Source organism: Mycobacterium riyadhense, assembly GCF_963853645.1.
Taxonomy (GTDB): Bacteria; Actinomycetota; Actinomycetes; order Mycobacteriales; family Mycobacteriaceae; genus Mycobacterium; species Mycobacterium riyadhense.
In genome coordinates, this window is the sequence record NZ_OY970456.1 from 1,227,681 (window position 1) to 1,246,987 (window position 19,307).

Consider the following 19,307-nt stretch of genomic DNA (forward strand, 5'->3'; position numbering starts at 1 on the left):
CACACTACGAATCGATCAGACCTTGTTGGCGGGCAAACTGTTCAAAGCTACTGCGCACGGCCAGAATCTGCTGGGCAGTCAGTGGCGGAGTTATTTGCAACAGCTTTTCGGTTACCACGTGGAGAAACTCTTCGGACGAAAGTACGTCGAAGTAATCGTCGTTCGCCGCGTTCAGGTCATCGACATCGGCGACCGGGGGGCGTGCCGGCGCAGCGTCCGCCGACAAGCGGACCTCCGTCGCAAACTTGCCCCGATCACCCTCCTCGACTTCAAAGGAGACCCTAGCGCCCCGAGTCGCTAGGCGCTTTTCCATTTCCAGGTCGTTGACGTGCAGAAAGACATCGTCGCCGCCAATATCTGGCGTAATGAAGCCATAACCGCGCACCTCGTCGAAACGAACAATTTTCCCTGTTACCCGCACCCTGAACCCCTTCAGCCCTTAACCCAACAAACGGCGATCGTACCGGACCGGTCTACGCGGGCGTGCGGGGTTGGCACCACTAGACTTGCTGCCCGTGGATTCAGCGTCGCCGCGGCCCGTGTTGGTGGTCGACTTCGGTGCCCAGTATGCGCAATTGATCGCCCGCCGGGTCCGAGAAGCGCGGGTTTTTTCGGAGGTCATCCCGCACTCTGCCTCGATCGAGGAGATCAGGGCCCGTGATCCGCTGGCGCTGGTGCTTTCCGGCGGACCGGCCAGTGTCTACGCCGAGGGTGCTCCACAGCTCGATCCGGCGCTGTTCGACTTGGGCGTCCCGGTGTTCGGCATTTGCTACGGGTTTCAGGCTATGGCCCAGGCGCTCGGGGGGACCGTCGCCCACACCGGCGCCAGCGAATACGGCCGGACTGAACTGAAAGTCCTTGGCGGCGAACTGCATTCGAATCTACCCGGGGTCCAGCCGGTGTGGATGAGCCACGGTGACGCCGTCACCGCCGCACCGGACGGATTCGACGTGGTGGCCAGCAGCCCCGGTGCCCCGGTGGCCGCTTTCGAAGCTCGGGCCCGGCGACTGGCCGGGGTGCAATACCACCCGGAGGTGATGCACACACCGCACGGCCAACAGGTGCTCAGCCGGTTCCTGCACGACTTCGCTGGGATCGGGGCGGAGTGGACACCGGCCAACATCGCCAACGGGTTGATCGAGCGGGTGCGGCGACAGATCGGCGATGGCCGCGCGATCTGCGGGCTGTCCGGCGGGGTGGATTCGGCGGTCGCCGCCGCCCTGGTGCAGCGCGCCATCGGCGATCGGTTGACGTGTGTCTTCGTCGACCACGGGCTATTACGGGCGGGCGAGCGCGAGCAGGTGCAGCGCGATTTTGTGGCGGCCACGGGGGCGCGGCTGGTTACCGTGGACGCCGCGCAGACCTTCCTCGAGGCGCTGTCGGGTGTGAGCAACCCCGAGGGCAAGCGCAAGATCATCGGCCGCCAATTCATCCGGGCGTTCGAAGGAGCGGTGCGGGATGTTTTAGGGGGGCCTAGCCGGCCTAGCCCCGGAGAAGACATTGAGTTTCTGGTGCAGGGCACGCTGTATCCGGACGTGGTGGAATCCGGTGGGGGTAGCGGCACCGCGAACATCAAGAGCCATCACAATGTCGGCGGTCTGCCGGGCGACTTGAAGTTCAAACTCGTCGAGCCGCTGCGGCTGCTGTTCAAAGACGAGGTGCGCGCGGTGGGACGGGAGTTGGGCTTGCCAGAGGAAATCGTTGCGCGCCAGCCGTTTCCGGGCCCGGGTCTGGGTATCCGGATCGTCGGTGAAGTCACCGCTAAGCGGCTGGACACGTTGCGGCGCGCCGACTCGATCGCGCGCGAAGAGCTCACCGCGGCCGGCCTGGACAACCAGATCTGGCAGTGTCCGATTGTGCTGCTGGCCGACGTCCGCTCGGTCGGGGTGCAGGGCGACAACCGCACCTACGGGCACCCGATCGTGCTGCGTCCGGTGTCCAGTGAAGACGCCATGACGGCCGACTGGACTCGGGTGCCCTTCGAAGTGCTGGAACGCATCTCGACTCGCATCACCAACGAGGTCGCCGAGGTCAACCGCGTGGTGCTGGACATCACCAGCAAGCCTCCCGGCACCATCGAGTGGGAGTAGCTCGGCGACGCTTCGTCGGCTGCCACATTGCTAGCTGTGGGACGGGCAGGGTGCCCTAATGCAGCGTGGCGCTGATGTAATGGCGGCCGGCGAACCGGCTGGTGTCGTCGTCGTCGAAAGGCGGCAGCCCGTGGGCCGCAAAGAGTTCCTTTGTGGTGCTGCCCGCGACCTGCCAGCCGTGGCCGGCTAGGTAGCTGTGGGCGTCGTTGCGTTCATCGAAGTAGATCAGCTCGGTCAGGTCGAGATCGAAGCCGCGCGTACGCCACGTTTCGGCGGCGCTTTGCATACGCTTCTTCTTCCTTTGCTCTTCAATCGGGTCGAGCACGAGCGCGCTTTGAGTGGCCAGGCGGCCGCCTGGGGCACTCAGCGCGGTGATCGTGTCGAGCAAGCGGTCCTGCGCTTGCGGTGACAGATAACTGAGCAACCCCTCGGCGCTCCAGGCCGTCGGCCTGGTCGGGTCGAAGCCGGCATCCTTCAAGGCGGTCGGCCAGTCGTGGCGCAGGTCGATGGCCACGGCGCGCCGTTCTGCGGTAGGTTCCGCGTCCAGGTCGGCCAGGGCCTGTGTCTTGAACTCGATGACCCCGGGCTGATCGATCTCGTAGACCACTGTGCCCGCGGGCCAGGGCAATCGGTAAGCGCGGGTGTCAAGGCCGGACGCCAGAATCACCGCCTGCCGAATACCGGCCGTCATAGCGTCACCGAAAAAGTCGTCGTAGAACTTGGTCCGGACCACGATATTGTCGATCATCCACTTACCACCGGTTGCGTGTTCGCCCAGATCCTCCAGCCGCAACTCACCACTGGCCAGCTGAACGAGCAGATCGATTCCGACTGCGCGCACCAGGGGCTCGGCGAACGGATCGTTGATCAACGGACTCTTGGCGTTGGTGGCCATCGCCCGGGCCACGGCGATCATGGTGGCGGTCGCGCCAACGCTCGAGGCCAGATCCCAGGTGTCGTTGTCGATGCGTGTCATCTGTTCTTTTCCCTGTCAGGGCAGTCCTGCTTCACTGTGAAGGCACTTTGGCTAGGTAGCCAGGCTTATCGACCGGTCGCGGCGTGGCCAGGGCAATGTGCATAGACCGTGCGCGCTTGTTGGTCGATTTGCCCTTGGGCCGCCCCTGCGGCAGCGCTAGATTCCCGCGCGTGGTCTGGATTGACGACGAATCGGCGAGCCGATGACAACGGTCGAACAGGCATACCGGATCGCCGAGGGCATCACCCGCGCGGAAGCCAGGAATTTCTATTACGGCATCCGACTCCTGCCGCGGGAAAAGCGGACGGCGATGTGCGCGGTCTATGCGCTCGGCCGGCGGATCGACGATGTCGCCGACGGCGAACTGGCGCCCGCGACCAAGGTCGCCGAGCTGACATCGATCAGGAAATCGCTTGAGAGTATGGATGATTCATCGGATCCGGTGCTGGTCGCGCTGGCCGACGCCGCTCGCCGCTTTCCTATCCCGATTGCGACGTTCGGCGAGCTGATCGACGGCGCCCACATGGATGTCGACGGCGCCGAATACCGCGACTTCGACGAGCTGGTCGCCTACTGCCGCACCGGCGCCGGGGCGACCGGAAGGTTGTGTCTTTCCATCTTCGGACCCGTCAGCCCGACGACGTCGCAATACGCCGACCAGTTGGGAATCGCGTTGTAGCAGACCAATATTCTGCGCGACGTCCGTGAGGACTTTCTGAACGGGCGGATCTATCTGCCGAGCGGGGAACTGGAGCGGTTCGGTGTGGGCCTTCGCCTGGATGACGCGGGGGCACTGGACGACCCCGACGGCCGACTGGCGGCACTGCTACGGTTCAGTGCCGACCGTGCCGCGGACTGGTATTCGCTGGGACTGCGGCTGATTCCACACCTAGACCGCCGCAGCGCCGCCTGCTGCGCGACCATGTCCGCCATCTATCGGCATCAGCTGGCCCTTATCAGAGCGTCGCCGGCGATCGTCTACGACCGGCGGATCTCCCTATCGGGACTCAAGAAGGCCCGGTTGGCGGCCGCGGCACTGGCGTTGTCTGTAACAGGTGTTGGCCATCAGCCGGCCTCGCGGGCCCGCTAGACCGGGCAGCTGACTGCGGTAGCTCGGCGACGCTCTGTCACACCTGCCACATTGGTATCTGTCGGGAGGATGTCCCTTCTCGCCCACCTCAGAGCGACAACTTGTGGGCCGCCCCGAGTTGTCGCTCTGAGGTGGGCAAAGAGGGTGTCTACCGGTCCAGAGACTGCTGTGACAATTGCGACCAGTGCGACTCAGACTGAGTTGACGAATTCGCGCTTGCCGTAGGCAATAGTCGCGGCGGTCCAGCGGCCGCCGGCCTCCTCGACGAGCCGTCGGGCGATACCTAGATCACCGCTGTCGGCAATCAAGATCAGGGTGTGGTCGGTGGTGACGGAGCCGCCCCGCAGCCGTTGGTGCGCGGCCGAATCGGCCACGAAGGCCTCACGGAAGTGTGCGATGTCAATGTCGGGCACGGTGATCATGACTGCGTTCGCCTCGGGCAGGTAGTCGAAGGTCAGCACCGCCTCTTCGTTGAGTTGGTGTCGTAGCGCCTCGGCGACGGTATGCAAGGTGGGCTCGTCGATGACGCACAGATGAAATTCGCGCGCGCTCTCGTCGGTGATTCGCCACAGGCCCTCCGACCAGAACACGCCGTCGACCGGGGTTGACCCCGTCACCACCGCGCCGGTCAAGGCGATCGTCACATCGGCTTGCAGCTCGAACAGCGGCGGCTCGTCGTCGGCAACGAATAGCTCTGCTGGCCGGCAGGTGGGCTCGTCACCGCGGGCCGGAGTGGCCGTCAAAATGCTGCCAAAACACACCATCAGCCACACCAGCACCGAACGCATAAAGCAGCCTCTCACGTTGCTTGACGATTGTCGGAAGGCGGGTGTTTACTCGAACATATATTCGAATAATGTCCTCAAGGAGGCTGGTCATGACTGCTGCTGTCGCCTCTGACCAGCTCGAATCGCTGCGGCGGCGAATGGCCGAGTTATCCGAGGGTTCCGCCCGCTGGGACGACCCGTTGCCGGCCGGGCCGGCACTGTTGCCCCGGGGAACGGTGGCGGTGCTGTCCGGAGCTCGGTCGCTGTTGCTACGCATGGTGGCCGAGGTGACGGCGGCCGGGGGTAATGCCGCTATCGTCGGCCAACCGGATATCGGGCTGCTGGCCGCTGTGGAAATGGGTGCGGATCTGAGCCGTCTCGCGGTGATACCGGATCCCGGAACCGATCCGGTTGAGGTGGCCGCGGTGCTCATCGACGGCATGGATCTGGTGGTGCTCGGTCTGGGTGGGCGTCGGGTGACGCGGACGCGGGCACGGGCAGTGGTGGCCCGTGCCCGCCATAAGGGTTGCACCCTGCTGGTGACCGACGGCGATTGGGAAGGGGCGCCGACGCGGCTTCAGGCCCGGGTTTGCGGCTATGAGATCACGGGGGGCGGCCGTCCAGGGTTCGGCCGGATCAGTGGGGTGCAGTTACAGATCGGCGGGTGTGAACGGACGATCGGCCGAGCGCGTACGGGGTAAGTCGGATGGTCTCTTCGCGAGTGCTGGCGATCTGGTGCATGGACTGGCCCGCGGTCGCGGCGGCCGCGGCCGCGGGCCAGCCCGCGACGGCTACGGTCGCGGTCACGTTGGCAAACCGGGTGATCGCCTGCTCGGCGTCCGCGCGGGCGGCCGGAGTGCGGCGTGGGCTTCGCCGCCGGGAGGCCGCGGCGCGTTGTCCGCAACTGCACGTCGCGACCGCCGACGCCGACCGCGACGCCCGGTTCTTCGAAGGGGTGATCGCGGCGGTGGACGATTTGGTGCCCCACGCCGAGGTGCTGCGGCCCGGGCTCTTGGTATTGCCGGTGCGTGGGGCGGCCCGCTTCTTCGGGTCCGAGGAGCGCGCGGCCGAGCGGCTGATCGACGCGGTGGCCGCGGCCGGCGCCGAGTGTCAGGTCGGGATCGCCGACCAGTTGCCCACCGCGGTTTTCGCCGCGCGCGCCGGCCGCGTCATCGAGCCGGGGCACGACGCGCGGTTTCTGTCGTTGTTGTCGATCCGGCAGCTTGCTACCGAACCGAGCCTGTGCGGTCCAGGGCGCGATGAGCTGACGGATCTGTTGTGGCGCATGGGGATTCGCACCATTGGGCAGTTCGCCGCGCTGTCTCGCACCGACGTGGCTTCCAGGTTCGGCGCCGACGCGGTGGCCGCACACCGGTTCGCCCACGGCGAGCCGGAACGAGCACCCGCTGGGCGCCAGGCGCCGCCGGAACTCGACGCCGTGCTGCACTGTGATCCGCCGATCGACCGGGTTGACGCCGCGGCATTCGCCGGACGCTCGCTGGCCGCCACGCTGCATCGGGCGCTGATGGCCGCCGGCGTGGGATGTACCCGGCTGGCCATTCACGCCGTCACCGCCAATGACGAAGAGCTCAGCAGGGTGTGGCGGTGCGCCGAGCCGTTGACCGAGGACGCCACCGCCGACCGGGTGCGCTGGCAACTGGACGGATGGTTGAGCAACCGGACCACCCAGGAGCGGCCCACCGGGCCGGTGACGCTGTTACGGCTGCAGGCGATAGAGGTGGTGTCCGCCGGGGCGCTGCAGTTGCCGCTATGGGGTGGTCTCGGCGAGGAGGACAGACTTCGGGCCCGCCGGGCGTTGGTGCGGGTCCAGGGTTTACTCGGCCCGGAGGCGGTGCAGGTCCCGGTGCTGTCCGGCGGTCGCGGACCGGCCGAACGCATAACGTTGACGCCACTGGGCGACGAGCCGGTGCCGCAGGCCGACCCGGATCAGCCGTGGCCCGGCCAACTGCCAAATCCGGCGCCGGCGGTGCTGCTCGACGATCCGGTGGAATTGCTTGACGCCCAAGGGAATCCGGTACGAGTGACCAGCCGGGGGATGTTCTCCACCGATCCGGCGCGACTGACCCTCCGCGGTCGGGACGACCAGCTGCGCTGGTGGGCCGGACCGTGGCCGGTCGACGAGCGGTGGTGGGACGACCGGCCTGGGGCCGGTCAAGGGGGTAGCCGCACCGCTCGAGCCCAGGTCTTGCTGGAGAGCGAGCGCGCGCTGCTGCTGTGCTATCGCCAGCGGCGGTGGTACCTGGAGGGGGCCTATGAATAGCCGGGCGTAACTTCAGGCGCCGCTTCCGCCCGCGCCAAGTGTCGCCTGGACGTCCCGCTTCATCGCCACCAGCTGGGCATTCCAATAGCCCCAACTATGCACGCCGTTGCTATCGATATTGAAGGTCGCATTGTGGCCGCCGGCCGCGGTGTAGGCGTCTTTGAAGGCGACGTTGCTTTGCAAGATGATCTGCTCGATCACCTGCCCCGGTACGCTGCCCTCTCCGATCTCCGACGGTGTGCCGTTACCGCTGGAGATCCACAGCCTGGTGTTGTTGGCGGCCAGTCTTCCGGCTTGCACGGTTGGGTCGTTGCGCTGCCACCCAGCGCCGCCGTCGGGTCCCCACATGTCCACGGGATTGAAGCCGCCCTCGTTATTCATCGCAAGCCCGATCAGCATGGGTCCGTTGCCGCTGGAGGGGGTCATGTAAGCCGACAGTGAGCCGGCATAGGCGAATTGTTGCGGGTGATAGGCAGCCAAGATCGTCGCCGACGACCCCGACATCGAGACGCCCACGACGGCATTGCGGGTCGAGCGCACCCCCCGACTCGAAAGGTAGCCCGGCAGTTCGCTGGTCAAAAAGGTTTCCCACTTGTAGGTTTGGCCATTCGCCGAGCCGTACCAGTCGGAGTAAAAACTGGAGCGGCCGCCCACCGGCGCCACCACCGAAAGCCCCGAACCGGCATACTCGTCGAACGCGGGAGTTTCGATATCCCAGCCGCTGCGGTCGTCGCGGGCGCGCAAGCCGTCGAGCAAGTAGATTGCCGGGGCACCTCCGCTCTGAAATTCCACGGTGATGTTGCGGCCCATCGACGCCGACGGCACTTGCAAGAATTCGGGTGCAGCGGCTCGCGCGGGCGCGGCGCCCCCAAACACACCAACCAGCCCGGGCAGTGTGGCCACCGCAATTCCGGTGACCATCAGACGACGCGTCCAGCAATCCTTGACCATTGTTTTCCTTCACTTTGTAGTTGCGGCTCGGGTTGTTGCTCACGTGTGGGACCAGGCGAGCCCGTCTCCGATTGCGCTCGTCATGTCCGCGGATGGTCTGAGCCATCCGAACTAAACCTGACTCCGGCATTCGTTATCGAATCGCGACCTAATCGTTTCGCTTCTGCGACTTGGATCCCTGTGCCGTCTCGCTGGCCTTCATCGTCGGCGCGTGAACGATGCGACCCGTTCGATGAAGCGATCGAAGAACGCCGTCGGGTCGACAGCAATGCCGATCCGCGCGTTGGATGGTTGGTTCCCCGACCAATCGGCGACCGTCGCACCCGTCGGCTCGATATGCACCGTCGCCACCCGGGTCGCTATGAGTTCCGGGTCCAGCGCCACCGCGGCGGCCAGCGGGTCGTGTAGGTAAGCCAGGTACCCATGTCCGCGAGCCTGGTGGGACTCGAAATAGAACCGCAGTGCGTCCTCGATGAACCGGATCAGCGGGGACGAAGCCGGCAGCCGGGCCAGGATGTCCGGTGTCATCGCGACCCGCCGGGTGAGGTCCAAACCGCACACGATGGGAAGTTGTCGTTGCCCAGTCCATGCCGCGAACACCTCGCCGGCCGCCTCGGGGTCGCAGCGGATGTTCCATTCGGCCATCACGTCGCCGCCGAACGCACCGCCCATGATCACCAACCTGCGCAGCAGTGTCGGAAGCGTGGGTTCGGCGCGCAGCGCCAGCGCCAGGTTGGTCAGTGGGCCGGTGACCAACCCGATCAGCCCGCCGGGAAACGTGTGTGCGGCACGGACCCAAGCTGCGGCGGCGTCGTAGCTGGTGCGGCCGCGATCGGTGGGCGGCAGCTCGGCATGGCCTAAACCCTTGGGGCCGTGGAACTTTGCCTGGTCGGGCCACCGGCCGCTGAGTGGCTCGCGGGCACCCATGGACACGGGAATGTCTGCGGCCCCGCACAATTCGAGCACACCGAGGTTGTTCGCGCACACCTGGTCGACCGAAATGTTCCCGCCGGTCGAGGCGATGCCGACCAGCTCGGCGTCGTCACTGGCCAGCAGATAAATCAGCGCGATCGCGTCGTCGATGCCGGTATCGACGTCGACGAAAACCGCACTCACCGCCGCCACGATACGCCGATTACGCTGTCCCAATGTCCGACGACTTAACACCGCATTTCGAGGACGTACAGGCGCACTACGACCTGTCCGACGACTTCTTCCGACTGTTCCTCGATCCCACCCAAACGTATAGCTGCGCTTATTTCGAGCGCGACGACATGACACTGGAAGAGGCTCAGATCGCCAAGATCGACCTGGCGCTGGGCAAACTCGGCCTACAACCGGGCATGACACTGCTCGACGTCGGCTGCGGCTGGGGTGCCACCATGATGCGCGCGGTGGAAAAATACGACGTCAACGTCGTCGGCCTGACGCTGAGCAAGAACCAGGCCCAGCACGTCGAGCGGCTGATCGACAAATCGGAAAGCCCTCGCTGCAAGCGGATTCTGCTGCAGGGCTGGGAGCAGTTTGACGAGCCGGTCGACCGGATCGTCAGCATCGGCGCGTTCGAGCATTTCGGGCATGAGCGCTACGACGCGTTCTTCACCCGGGCCCACCGGTTGTTACCCGAGGACGGGGTCATGCTGCTGCACACCATCACCGGGTTGCACCCGAAGGAGATTCACGAACGCGGCTTGCCCATGTCGTTCACCTTTGCCCGATTCCTCAAATTCATTGTGACCGAGATCTTTCCGGGTGGGCGGCTGCCGTCGATACCGATGGTGGCCGATCGCGCCAGCGCAAACGGGTTCACCGTGACCCGCGTACAGTCGTTGCAACCCCACTACGCGAAGACTCTCGACATCTGGTCCGCGGCGCTGGAAGCCCACAAAGATCAAGCGATCGCGCTGCAATCCGAGGAAGTCTACGAGCGCTACATGAAGTACCTGACCGGCTGCGCCGAGATGTTCCGCATCGGATACATCGACGTCAACCAGTTCACCTGTGCGAAGCGACTACCAATGCGCGCCGGGCACTAGCCTCCCTAAGCGTCTGACCGGTCGCGGGACGCCCACGCGCGCTGGCCGCTTCCGCCGCCGGGCGGTGCGGTGCAGCTCTGGGGTCGAAATGCCCTGTGACGCAGCCGAATCGGGGTAGCCCAGATAGAGCTGATGCAGAATGCGCCGCGACAGCTTGGGCGCGAAGTAGTTGCCGACTTCGGCGAGCGTGCCCAGCGGGGTGTCGATACGCGCGGGTTTCTCGACGAGCCCCCGCACCACCATTGCTGCGGCGTGCTCGGCGCTGATCGCCGGCACCGGGTTGAGCCGGTGTGACGGCACGATCATCGGTGTCCTGACCAGCGGCATATGGATGTTGGTGAACGTGATGTGGTCCGACAGTGTCTCGGAGGCGACCACGTCGGCGAACGCGTCCAGCGCCGCCTTGCTGGGCAGATATGAGCTGTACTTGGGGTTTCGGGCCTGCACGCCGGCGCTGGAAACGTTGACGACGTGGCCGAACCGGCGTTCGCGCCAGTGCGGCAGCAGCGCCAGTACCATCCGCACCGCGCCGAAGTAATTGACGGCCATCACCCGTTCGTAGTCGTGCAGCCGGTCGGTGGAATTGACCACCGAGCGGCGGATCGAGCGACCGGCGTTGTTCACCAAATAGTCGACGTGATCGAAGCGGCCCAGGATGTCTTTGATGGTGTGCTCCACCGACGTGGAATCGGTGACGTCACAGGTAAAGGCGTGCGCCTGGCCTCCGTTGGCGCGGATCTCGGCGACCAGCTTGTCTAGCGCGTCAGCGTTGCGGGCCAGCGCGAACACCGTGGCACCGCGCCCGGCGACCGCGATCGCCGACGCCCGGCCGATACCGCTGGACGCGCCGGTGATGATGACGTGCCGGCCGTTCAACGAATCGGCGCGCCGGGCGCGATCAGGGTCAAGATATTCAGCCCAGTACTGCCACAGCTTGGGCATGTAGGTGCTAAACTCCGGTACTTCAATCCCGTTGCTGCGCAACGCGTGTCGTGTTTCGTCGGAGACGAAGGTGGGCGTGCATTCGACGACGTCGAAAATCTCGGCGGGAATTCCCAGCTGGGCAGCGGCCATATTGCGTAGCACCTTGGCGCGGCCACTCGCCTTCAATATCGGCGTGGCGACGGAGCGAGGCAGCGAGCCGCGCACCGGGGGCAGGCCGGCCGTGGTGCCAATTGCGCGGTAAATGCCGCGCAGCCCAACGGTTTTCGGCGCAGTCAGGTGGTACGTTTGCCCATTGAAGGCCTCATTGTGCATGAGTGCCACCAGCGCATCGGCCACGTAGTCCACCGGGACAATGTTGGTGCGTCCGATATCGGGCAGCAGCAGCGGAGTGAACGACGGCAATACCGCCAGCTTCGCCAACACGCCGAAGAAGTGGTACGGCCCGCCGATCTTGTCCATCTCACCGGTGCGCGAATCACCGACCACCACCCCAGGGCGGTAGATACGGTAGCGCAGCCCCGGGGTGAAGCGGACCAGGGATTCGGCGTCGAACGTCGTCCGGTGATACGGGGTCGGCAATCGCTGGCCGACGTCGAAGTCGGCCTCGGTGTACTGGCCGGCGAAGTCGCCGGCAACGGCGATCGACGACATGTGGTGCAAGGTGGCGTTCAGCCGTTGTGCAAGCGCGACCGTGGCGCGGGTGCCGTCGACGGTGACCGCCGCGCAGTGCACCAGATGGTCGACCTCGCCCAGCTCGGCGATGGTCTCCTCGGTCAATCCGAGTTCCGTCAGGTCGCCGACCAGCGGCCGTACTTGGTCACCCCACTGGCTGGCGAGGCGCTCGAACCGGCCCAGCGAACCGCGGCGGACCAGCACCCACACCCGCGCATCGGGTCGGCTCTGTAGCAGACGGGATACGACGTGGCGCCCAATAAACCCGGTACCGCCGGTAACGACATACCGCATTCAGCCATGGTGGCGGCATGCGGCGGCGCGCGTCAACCGTCAGGTGAAGCTGCGAATGCCGTCCCATTCCACCAGCGTCCAGCCGGTTATCGGGTTGCCGCTGATCACCACGCGGCCGATGTTCGGCAGTGGATGGCTGGTGAGCAGGCTTTCCTTGGGGTTTTTGACGTTCATCAGCGTCCACACCATGATCGCCGTGCCCTGGGAGAACACGACCGGCTTGTTGTGACCGCTGTCGTAGATCTTCCGGACGGCCGCGGTGAATTGTGAGTTGAACTCACTGCCGCTGATCGAGCCCGGGATGCTGTTGTCGACATCGCCGCGAATCCAGTCCACCGGCGCCAGCATGTAGGTCGAGTTGGCCATCGAGTCTGGTTTGCCGTTATACCAACCGGCATTGAGGGATTGCAGGCCGGGAAGGATCTCGACCTGGTTACCGATTTCGCTGGCGAGTGGCGCGGCGGTCTGTTGGTCTGCCGCCATGGCAGAGGCGTAGATGCTGTCGAACTGGTTGCGTGACCCTTGGTGGGCGAGCTGTTGGGCCTGGCCTTTGCCGTCGGCGCTGAGGCTGGGGCCGGGTACGGCGGTGTCGATGATCCCGTCGGCATTGGCCTGGGACTGTGCATTGCGAATGAAGGTCAGGGTGATGGTCCGTGCTTGGGGGCTGCCGCCGCCGCAAGCGCCGACGAACACTGCCGTGGCGAGCACGGCGAGGACTTTGTGGGCCTTCCAGATCATGCTGCGCTTCGACATGGCGATAGCCTGCCCTGCCGACCGTGTCGGTGGGAAGGGTTTGGGAAGGTTAGGTGCAGAAAAGGCTTCGATTTTCCAATCGAGAGGAGACTCGTATGGCGATTGACCCGAGTGCCATCGGCGCGGTCACCGAACCGATGCTGTTCGAGTGGACCGACCGGGACACGCTGCTATATGCGCTCGGTGTCGGCGCCGGCACCGAGGATCTGTCCTTCACCACCGAGAACAGCCACGACATCGCCCAGCAGGTGCTGCCGACCTATGCGGTGATCTGCTGCCCGGCATTCGGGGCGGCGGCGAAGATCGGAACGTTCAACTGGGCCCTGCTCTTACACGGTTCGCAAGGCATCCGGCTGCATGCACCGCTGCCGCCGGCGGGCAAGCTGTCGGTGGTCAGCGAGGTCGCCGACATCCAGGACAAGGGTGAGGGCAAGAACGCGATCATCGTGCTGCGCGGCCGCGGCACCGACCCCGAATCGGGGAAGCTGATCGCCGAGACGCTGACCACGCTGGTCATTCGGGGTGCGGGCGGTTTCGGGGGAGTGCCGGGCCAGCGGCCGGTGGCACCGGAAATACCCGATCGTGCGCCGGATGCCCGGATCGACCTGCCCACCCGTGAGGATCAGGCGCTGATCTATCGCCTGTCCGGTGACCGCAACCCGCTGCACAGCGACCCGTGGTTCGCCAAGGAGCTGGCCGGTTTCCCCAAGCCGATCCTGCACGGGCTGTGCAGCTATGGGGTGGCGGGCCGCGCGCTGGTCGCCCAGCTCGGCGGCGGTGTGGCGGCCAACATCACCTCGATCGCGGCCCGGTTCACCTCGCCGGTGTTTCCCGGGGAGACGCTGTCGACCGTGATCTGGCGCACCGAGCCGGGCAAGGCGGTGTTTCGCACCGAGGTCGCCGGTTCCGACGGCGCCGACGCTCGCGTGGTTCTTGACGACGGCGCGGTGGAGTACGTGGTCACGTAGCTCCGGCGAGCAGACGCGAAAGCCCCCAAAATCGGCCGATTTTGGGGGCTTTCGCGTCTGCTCGCCGTCGCCGGCAGGGGGTGTTAAGCGCGAGTCTAGGTTCCGTCGGTGCCGTGCGCTCCGGGAGCGCCGAACAGCCACCCGCGGGTGCCGCCGGCTGCGCCATGTCCGCCGGTGCCAGGTGTCCCTCCAGTCCCGCCGGCCCCGCCATTACCGCCATTGCCGCCGTTGCCGATGAACTGGGCGTTCCCGCCGGCCGCACCGCCGCCGCCGGCACCGCCGGTCCCGGCGGCGGCACCGAGCACGCCGGTGCCGCCGATCCCTCCAGACCCGCCGGCCCCGCCCGAGCCGCCGTTGCCAAGCTGGCCGGCGTGGCCGCCTGCGCCGCCAAGGCCGCCAGTACCGCCGTTACCGGCCGTGGCGGTCCTGCTGGTCATCCCGCCGTTACCGCCGGTTCCCCCGACTCCGCCGGCGCCGCCGTTGCCGCCAAGCAGTCCGGCCGTGCCGCCAGTCCCGCCGTTGCCACCACTCCCGCCATTGCCGCCCGCCGCGTCGGGGGTGTTCCCGGTGTTGTTCCCACCGGTGCCGCCTCCCCCACCGGCCCCGGCATCGCCGTACAGCCACCCGCCGTTTCCGCCGGCGCCGCCGTTACCGCCGGCACCACCGACTGCACCGGCAAACCTGCCGGCGGTGTCCCCGCCGGTTCCGCCTGTGCCGCCGCGGCCGCCCGTGCCGATCAGCCGCGCGCTGCCGCCGGCCCCACCGTGGCCGGCGGTGCCCCCAGTGGTGTTACTGCCGCCGAAGGTATTGCTCCCGCCGGCCCCGCCGTCTCCACCGGTGCCGCCATTGCCGGACAGCCACCCGCCGGCCCCACCGGCGCCTCCGCTCCCGGCGGCCCCACCGTTGCCTACTCCAGCAGGTTGGTTCCCACCGTTCCCGCCGACGCCGCCGTGGCCGCCGGCGCCGATCAGCCCGGCCTCGCCGCCGGTCCCGCCGGTCCCACCGATGCCTGCCTTGCCGCCTCCGACGGTGTTCAGCCCGCCGGTTCCGCCGGCTCCGCCGGCGCCGCCATCGCCGAGCAAGTACCCTCCGCCTCCGCCGGCACCGCCAGCGCCGCCGGCGCCCGCGGACGGGCCGGTATCGGAATTTGTCCCGCCAACGCCACCGGCCCCACCGGTTCCACCGGTGCCGAACAGTCCGGCGTGGCCGCCCTTGCCGCCTGCTCCGCCGGCCGAAGCGGTCGCATTGTTAAAGCCGCTCCCGCCGTCACCGCCGTTGCCGCCGGCCCCGGCAGTGCCGGCCAGCAACCCGGCGTCCCCGCCGGCCCCGCCGGCCCCGCCCGCTGCGCCGGGATGAGTCGCGTCGCCCACCGCGCCGAGCGCGCCGGCTCCACCGTTTCCGCCCGAGCCCCACAGCCAAGCCCTGCCGCCGGCCCCGCCGGCCCCGCCGGTGCTGCCTAGGCCGGCGCCTACACCACCGCTGCCGCCGGCACCGCCGTTGCCGTACAGCAATCCGCCGGTGCCGCCGGCGCCGCCGGCCGTACCCCACCCGCCGTTGCCGCCGGCCCCGCCGTTGCCGATCAACCCAGCCGAACCGCCAGTGCCCCCGGCCGCTCCGGTAGTCGTTGGGGAGTAGCCGTTGCCGCCGTTGCCGTACAACAGCCCACCGTCGCCGCCGTTCGGGCTGGCCGCCGTCCCGTTGGCGCCGTTGCCGATCAGCGGGCGGTCCAGCAGCGTCTGGGTGGGCGCATTGATCGCCTCCAGCAGGGTCTGCTGGACGTTGGCGGCCTCGGCGCCGGCGTACGCCCCGCCCGCGCCACTCAAGGCCCGCACGAATTGCGCGTGAAACGCGCTGGCCTGGGCGCTGAGGGCTTGATATGCCTGGCCGTGGCTGGAGAACAGTGCCGCGATGGCCGCCGACACCTCATCACCGCCAGCCGCCAGCACCGCGGTGGTCGAGGCGGCGGCCGCGGCGTTGGCCGCGCCAAGTGACGAGCCGATATCGGCCATATCGCCGGCGGCGGCGGCCAACATCTCCAGATCTGCCAGTACGTACGACATCATTTGCCTCCCGGGCACGGTTTGACTGGTGTCTTGACGTATGTCAACAACCTTGGTCATGGGTATCACAACGAGGTCGCATGATGTGGCATTTTGACCAAACTGCGGCCGCGGGCCGTGGCGGACGGTTACTGCTCGACTAGCGGCCAAGATCCGTGTCGTCACCGCCGCCGAGCTGACGAGCCGGCCGGTCGGTGCATCGCTCACCTGTGCCGGACGATCCAAGGCGCGTCAAACGCGTCCTCGTCGGTGATGTCGTCGCCCGGATAGCTGGGCACCAGCGGAGCACCGTCTTTCCACGGGTACCGTGCGGGTGATCGATGATCCACCACAACACGGGATCGACCCGAGCTGGTCGCGAAGTTGGGTCCCCTGGCGTCGGTGGTTGAGGTGTTGGGGCGCGGCGACCCGCCCTTCACTTGTGGTGTCGTTCGTACCGGGGGGTGCTGACGACGGCACGGTGGAAATACGCGTCGCGGCCTAGCGTTTAGGTCCCATCGGCCCCATTGGTTCCGCGAGTGCCGAACAGCGCCCCGCCGGTGCCCCCGGCGGCGCCAAGTCCACCGGTGCCGTTGATGGCGCCGGTGCCACCAGTCCCGCCGTTGCCGCCGCCGCCGCCGTTGCCGCCGTTGCCGATGTACTGGGCATTTCCGCCGAGAGCACCCGCACCTCCGTTGGCACCGTTGGCGCTGGTGCCGTGGATGCCGTTGGTGCCAGTGCCGCCGGTGCCGCCACCACCGCCGGCCGCGCCGCTGCCGCCGGTCCCGCCGTTGCCGAACAGCAGCCCGCCGTTAGCGCCGGTCCCACCGCTACCGCCGGTGCCACCGGCGCCGGCGTTGCCGCCGGCACCGCCGCCACCACCGGCGACTGCGCCGCCGTTGCCGCCGGCACCGCCATTGCCACCGACTGCGCCGTTGCCGCCGCTGCCGCCGTTGCCGATCAGCATCCCGCTGCGGCCGCCCGAGCCACCGGTGCCGCCGGCACCGCCGTTGCCGCCGGTCCCGCCCGCCCCGTCAGTGCTGCCGGTGCTGCCGGCGTTGGCGTTGCCACCGACGTTGCCGTCGCCGCCGTTGCCGCCGTTGCCGAATAGCAGCCCAGCATTGCCGCCATTGCCACCGTTGCCGCCGTTGCCGCCGTTCCTGCCAACGCTGCCATTCGTGGTACCGGCCTTGGTGCCCGCCGCTTGCCCGAGGCCGCCATCACCGCCGGCGCCGCCGTCACCCCACCACCCGGCGCTGCCGCCGGCCCCGCCGTCACCGCCAGCGCCTCCGGTGCCCCTATTAGCGGCGCCGATGGCCCCGCCGTCACCGCCGGCGCCACCGGCCCCGCCATTACCGATGCCCCTGGCGGCCCCGCCGGCCCCACCGTCACCGCCGGCCCCACCAACCGGCACGTTCGTGGTGCCGCCGACGGTGCTACTGCCGCCGGCCCCTCCGGCCCCGCCGGCGCCGCCGTTGCCGTAAAGCAAGCCCCCAGCCCCGCCCCCGCTGCCATTGCCGCCGGCCCCGCCCGGGGAGGTACCGCCCGAGGATTTCCCGCCAACGCCGCCTGCGCCGCCGGCGCCGCCGTCGCCGATCAGCCCGGCGTTCCCGGCGGCGCCACCATTGCCGCCAGCACCACCACTGTCGGGGTCGGCCCCGCCGGCCCCGCCGGCCCCGCCGGCCCCGCCGTTGCCGGCCAGCCAGGCACCCGCGCCGCCGGCCCCGCCGAGGCCGCCCGCGCCGCCAGGGCCGTTTGCGTCCTGTGCGCCGCCGGCCCCGCCGGTCCCGCCGGCGCCTCCGGAGCCGTAGAGCCACCCGGCGGACCCGCCGGCCCCCCCGCCGCCGCCAGCGCCGCCGGCCCCTCCGCCACTGCTGTTCAATCCACCCGCGCCGCCGGCCCCGCCGGCTCCGCCATTACCGGACAACAACCCGCCGGCTCCGCCGGCCCCGCCGGCCCCGCCCGTGCCGCCGCCAGGACCTACGTTGTTGTTGACTCCACCGGCACCGCCGGTTCCACCAGCCCCGCCGGTGCCAAAGAGCCCGGCGCGCCCGCCCGCCCCGCCAGGAGCACCGAGTGCCGTGATGGAGCTGTTGGCGCCGCCCCCACCGGACCCGCCGGCGCCGCCGGCCCCGGCCGCCCCGTATAGCCATCCGGCGTTCCCGCCGAACCCAGCCGCCCCGCCATTGGCGCCGACCTGACTGGTGCCGTTGTTGCCTCCCCCGGAAAAGTCGCCGCCGCCGGCGCCGCCGGCGCCGCCGTTGCCGCCGTTGCCGCCCGCGCCGCCGTTGCCGTCCAGCCACCCGCTGTCGCCGCCACTGCCGGCGGCCCCGGCCGCGCCGCCAAGACCCCCGTTGCCGCCAGAGGCGCTGCCCGTGCTGCCTTTGAAGTTGCCGCCGGTGCCGCCGCCACCGCCGGTACCGCCGTCGCCGCCGTCGCCGCCGGTGCCGGTCAGCAATCCGCCGCGCCCGCCTGTCCCACCGGCTCCGGCGGCGCCGCCGTCGCCGCCATCGCCACCGCCGATGCTGCCACTGCCGCCGGTGCTGCCCTCATGGCCGTTACCGCCCTTGGTGCCGGCGCCGCCGTCGCCGCCGTGACCGCCGTCGCCGAACAGGAGACCGGCGTTGCCCCCGCTGCCGCCGCTGCCCCCGGCGCCACCGGCGATCCCGGGGTCGCCGGTGTTGACGCCCGCCGTGCCGGCCATGCCGGCCGCGCCGGTCCCCCCGGCCCCACCGTTGCCCCACAGCCACGCGCCGCCGCCGGCCCCGCCGGCGCCGCCGTTGCCGCCGGCCACTATGGCCGCACCGCCGTTGCCGCCTGCCCCGCCGCTGCCGTAGAGCCAGCCGCCGTTGCCTCCTGCGCCGCCGTTCGCGCCGGCCCCACCGGCGCCACCGGCACCGCCATTGCCGATCAACCCGGCCGATCCGCCAGCGCCGCCGGCCGCTCCGGCAGTCGTTTGGGAAAAGCCGTTGCCGCCGTTGCCGTACAACAGCCCACCGGCCCCGCCATTGGGGCTGGCCGCCGTCCCGTCGGCGCCGTTGCCGATTAGCGGGCGGCCCAGCAGCGTCTGGGTGGGCGCATTGATTGCGTCCAGCAACATCTGCTCGACGCTGGTGGCCTCGGCGCTGGCATAGGAGCCGCCCGCGCCGCTCAGGAGCTGGACGAACTGGTCGTGAAACGCCGTCGCCTGCGCGCTGGCGGCCTGAATGGCCCGAGCGTGCTGGCCGAACAGCGCCGAAACAGCCAATGACACCTCATCGGAAGCCGCTGCTGCCAACTGCACTGTGGGAGCCGCCGCAGCCGCACTCGCACCACTAATCGCCGACCTAATGCCGGCCAAGTCAGTTGCAGCCGCGGCCAGCGTCTCCGAGTTCGCGATTACAAATGACATGACCCTCTCCCGTCGACGGTGCGAGCGTATCGCCGACCGCGGCAGCGCGTCTGG

At 68.5% G+C, this 19,307-nt stretch carries 14 protein-coding genes and 2 pseudogenes; 6 read left to right on the forward strand and 10 right to left on the reverse strand.

Annotated elements, in window-relative coordinates; translation table 11 throughout:
* Positions 1 to 4: 4 nt before the first annotated feature.
* The gene (locus AADZ78_RS05630) at positions 5 to 421 is read right to left on the reverse strand and encodes a cold-shock protein (protein ID WP_085251224.1); all 417 of its coding nucleotides are present in this window, start codon (positions 419 to 421) and stop codon (positions 5 to 7) included.
* Between the two features lie 70 nt (positions 422 to 491).
* Here AADZ78_RS05630 and guaA point away from each other — a divergent pair, with 70 nt between their 5' ends.
* Positions 492 to 2,090 (forward strand): glutamine-hydrolyzing GMP synthase, encoded by a 1,599-nt coding sequence (guaA, locus tag AADZ78_RS05635; protein WP_139828788.1) that lies wholly within the window; start codon positions 492 to 494, stop codon positions 2,088 to 2,090.
* A 55-nt stretch (positions 2,091 to 2,145) separates the two neighbouring features.
* Here the strand turns inward: guaA and AADZ78_RS05640 are convergent, their stop codons facing one another.
* A complete protein-coding gene (locus AADZ78_RS05640) occupies positions 2,146 to 3,066 on the reverse strand; it encodes a class I SAM-dependent methyltransferase (RefSeq protein ID WP_085251225.1) in 921 nt (306 codons plus the stop codon).
* Between the two features lie 202 nt (positions 3,067 to 3,268).
* Between AADZ78_RS05640 and hpnD the strand changes: the two are divergent.
* Positions 3,269 to 4,156, forward strand: a pseudogene (gene hpnD / locus AADZ78_RS05645) (presqualene diphosphate synthase HpnD).
* 191 nt (positions 4,157 to 4,347) lie between these two features.
* On the opposite strand, the gene AADZ78_RS05650 reads toward hpnD, so the two are convergent.
* Positions 4,348 to 4,944 carry a hypothetical protein gene (locus AADZ78_RS05650; protein ID WP_239655245.1) on the reverse strand — a complete coding sequence of 199 codons (597 nt, stop codon included), beginning with the start codon at positions 4,942 to 4,944 and terminating at the stop codon, positions 4,348 to 4,350.
* Positions 4,945 to 5,033: 89 nt separating this feature from the next.
* On the opposite strand from AADZ78_RS05650, the gene AADZ78_RS05655 reads away from it, so the two are divergent.
* Positions 5,034 to 5,624 carry a hypothetical protein gene (locus AADZ78_RS05655; protein WP_085251226.1) on the forward strand — a complete coding sequence of 197 codons (591 nt, stop codon included), beginning with the start codon at positions 5,034 to 5,036 and terminating at the stop codon, positions 5,622 to 5,624.
* Positions 5,625 to 5,629: 5 nt separating this feature from the next.
* The gene (locus tag AADZ78_RS05660; protein ID WP_204081129.1) at positions 5,630 to 7,204 is read left to right on the forward strand and encodes a DNA polymerase Y family protein; all 1,575 of its coding nucleotides are present in this window, start codon (positions 5,630 to 5,632) and stop codon (positions 7,202 to 7,204) included.
* Between the two features lie 12 nt (positions 7,205 to 7,216).
* Here AADZ78_RS05660 and AADZ78_RS05665 read toward each other — a convergent pair whose 3' ends face one another.
* Positions 7,217 to 8,155: an esterase family protein gene (locus tag AADZ78_RS05665; protein WP_085251227.1), complete on the reverse strand. Its 939-nt coding sequence runs from the start codon at positions 8,153 to 8,155 to the stop codon at positions 7,217 to 7,219.
* A 198-nt stretch (positions 8,156 to 8,353) separates the two neighbouring features.
* Positions 8,354 to 9,271, reverse strand: a complete 918-nt coding sequence (locus AADZ78_RS05670) for a nucleoside hydrolase (protein WP_085251241.1) — start codon at positions 9,269 to 9,271, stop codon at positions 8,354 to 8,356.
* Positions 9,272 to 9,303: 32 nt separating this feature from the next.
* Between AADZ78_RS05670 and cmaA1 the strand changes: the two genes are divergently transcribed.
* Positions 9,304 to 10,191 (forward strand): cyclopropane mycolic acid synthase CmaA1, encoded by an 888-nt coding sequence (gene cmaA1, locus AADZ78_RS05675; RefSeq protein ID WP_085251228.1) that lies wholly within the window; start codon positions 9,304 to 9,306, stop codon positions 10,189 to 10,191.
* Here cmaA1 and AADZ78_RS05680 read toward each other — a convergent pair.
* A complete protein-coding gene (locus AADZ78_RS05680; protein WP_085251229.1) occupies positions 10,168 to 12,102 on the reverse strand; it encodes an SDR family oxidoreductase in 1,935 nt (644 codons plus the stop codon). The genes cmaA1 and AADZ78_RS05680 overlap by 24 nt on opposite strands.
* Positions 12,103 to 12,141: 39 nt before the next feature.
* Positions 12,142 to 12,855, reverse strand: a complete 714-nt coding sequence (locus AADZ78_RS05685; protein ID WP_085251230.1) for a histidine phosphatase family protein — start codon at positions 12,853 to 12,855, stop codon at positions 12,142 to 12,144.
* A gap of 95 nt (positions 12,856 to 12,950) precedes the next feature.
* Here AADZ78_RS05685 and AADZ78_RS05690 point away from each other — a divergent pair, with 95 nt between their 5' ends.
* Positions 12,951 to 13,823 (forward strand): MaoC family dehydratase, encoded by an 873-nt coding sequence (locus AADZ78_RS05690; RefSeq protein WP_085251231.1) that lies wholly within the window; start codon positions 12,951 to 12,953, stop codon positions 13,821 to 13,823.
* A 95-nt stretch (positions 13,824 to 13,918) separates the two neighbouring features.
* Here AADZ78_RS05690 and AADZ78_RS05695 read toward each other — a convergent pair whose 3' ends face one another.
* The 3 genes and pseudogenes from AADZ78_RS05695 to AADZ78_RS05700 form a co-directional block, all read right to left on the reverse strand.
* Positions 13,919 to 15,883, reverse strand: a complete 1,965-nt coding sequence (locus tag AADZ78_RS05695; RefSeq protein ID WP_085251242.1) for a PE family protein — start codon at positions 15,881 to 15,883, stop codon at positions 13,919 to 13,921.
* Positions 15,884 to 16,092: 209 nt separating this feature from the next.
* Positions 16,093 to 16,215: pseudogene (locus tag AADZ78_RS28925) on the reverse strand (hypothetical protein); the annotation flags it as partial.
* 155 nt (positions 16,216 to 16,370) lie between these two features.
* Positions 16,371 to 19,253 carry a PE family protein gene (locus tag AADZ78_RS05700; RefSeq protein ID WP_276063628.1) on the reverse strand — a complete coding sequence of 961 codons (2,883 nt, stop codon included), beginning with the start codon at positions 19,251 to 19,253 and terminating at the stop codon, positions 16,371 to 16,373.
* Between the last annotated feature and the right edge of the window lie 54 nt (positions 19,254 to 19,307).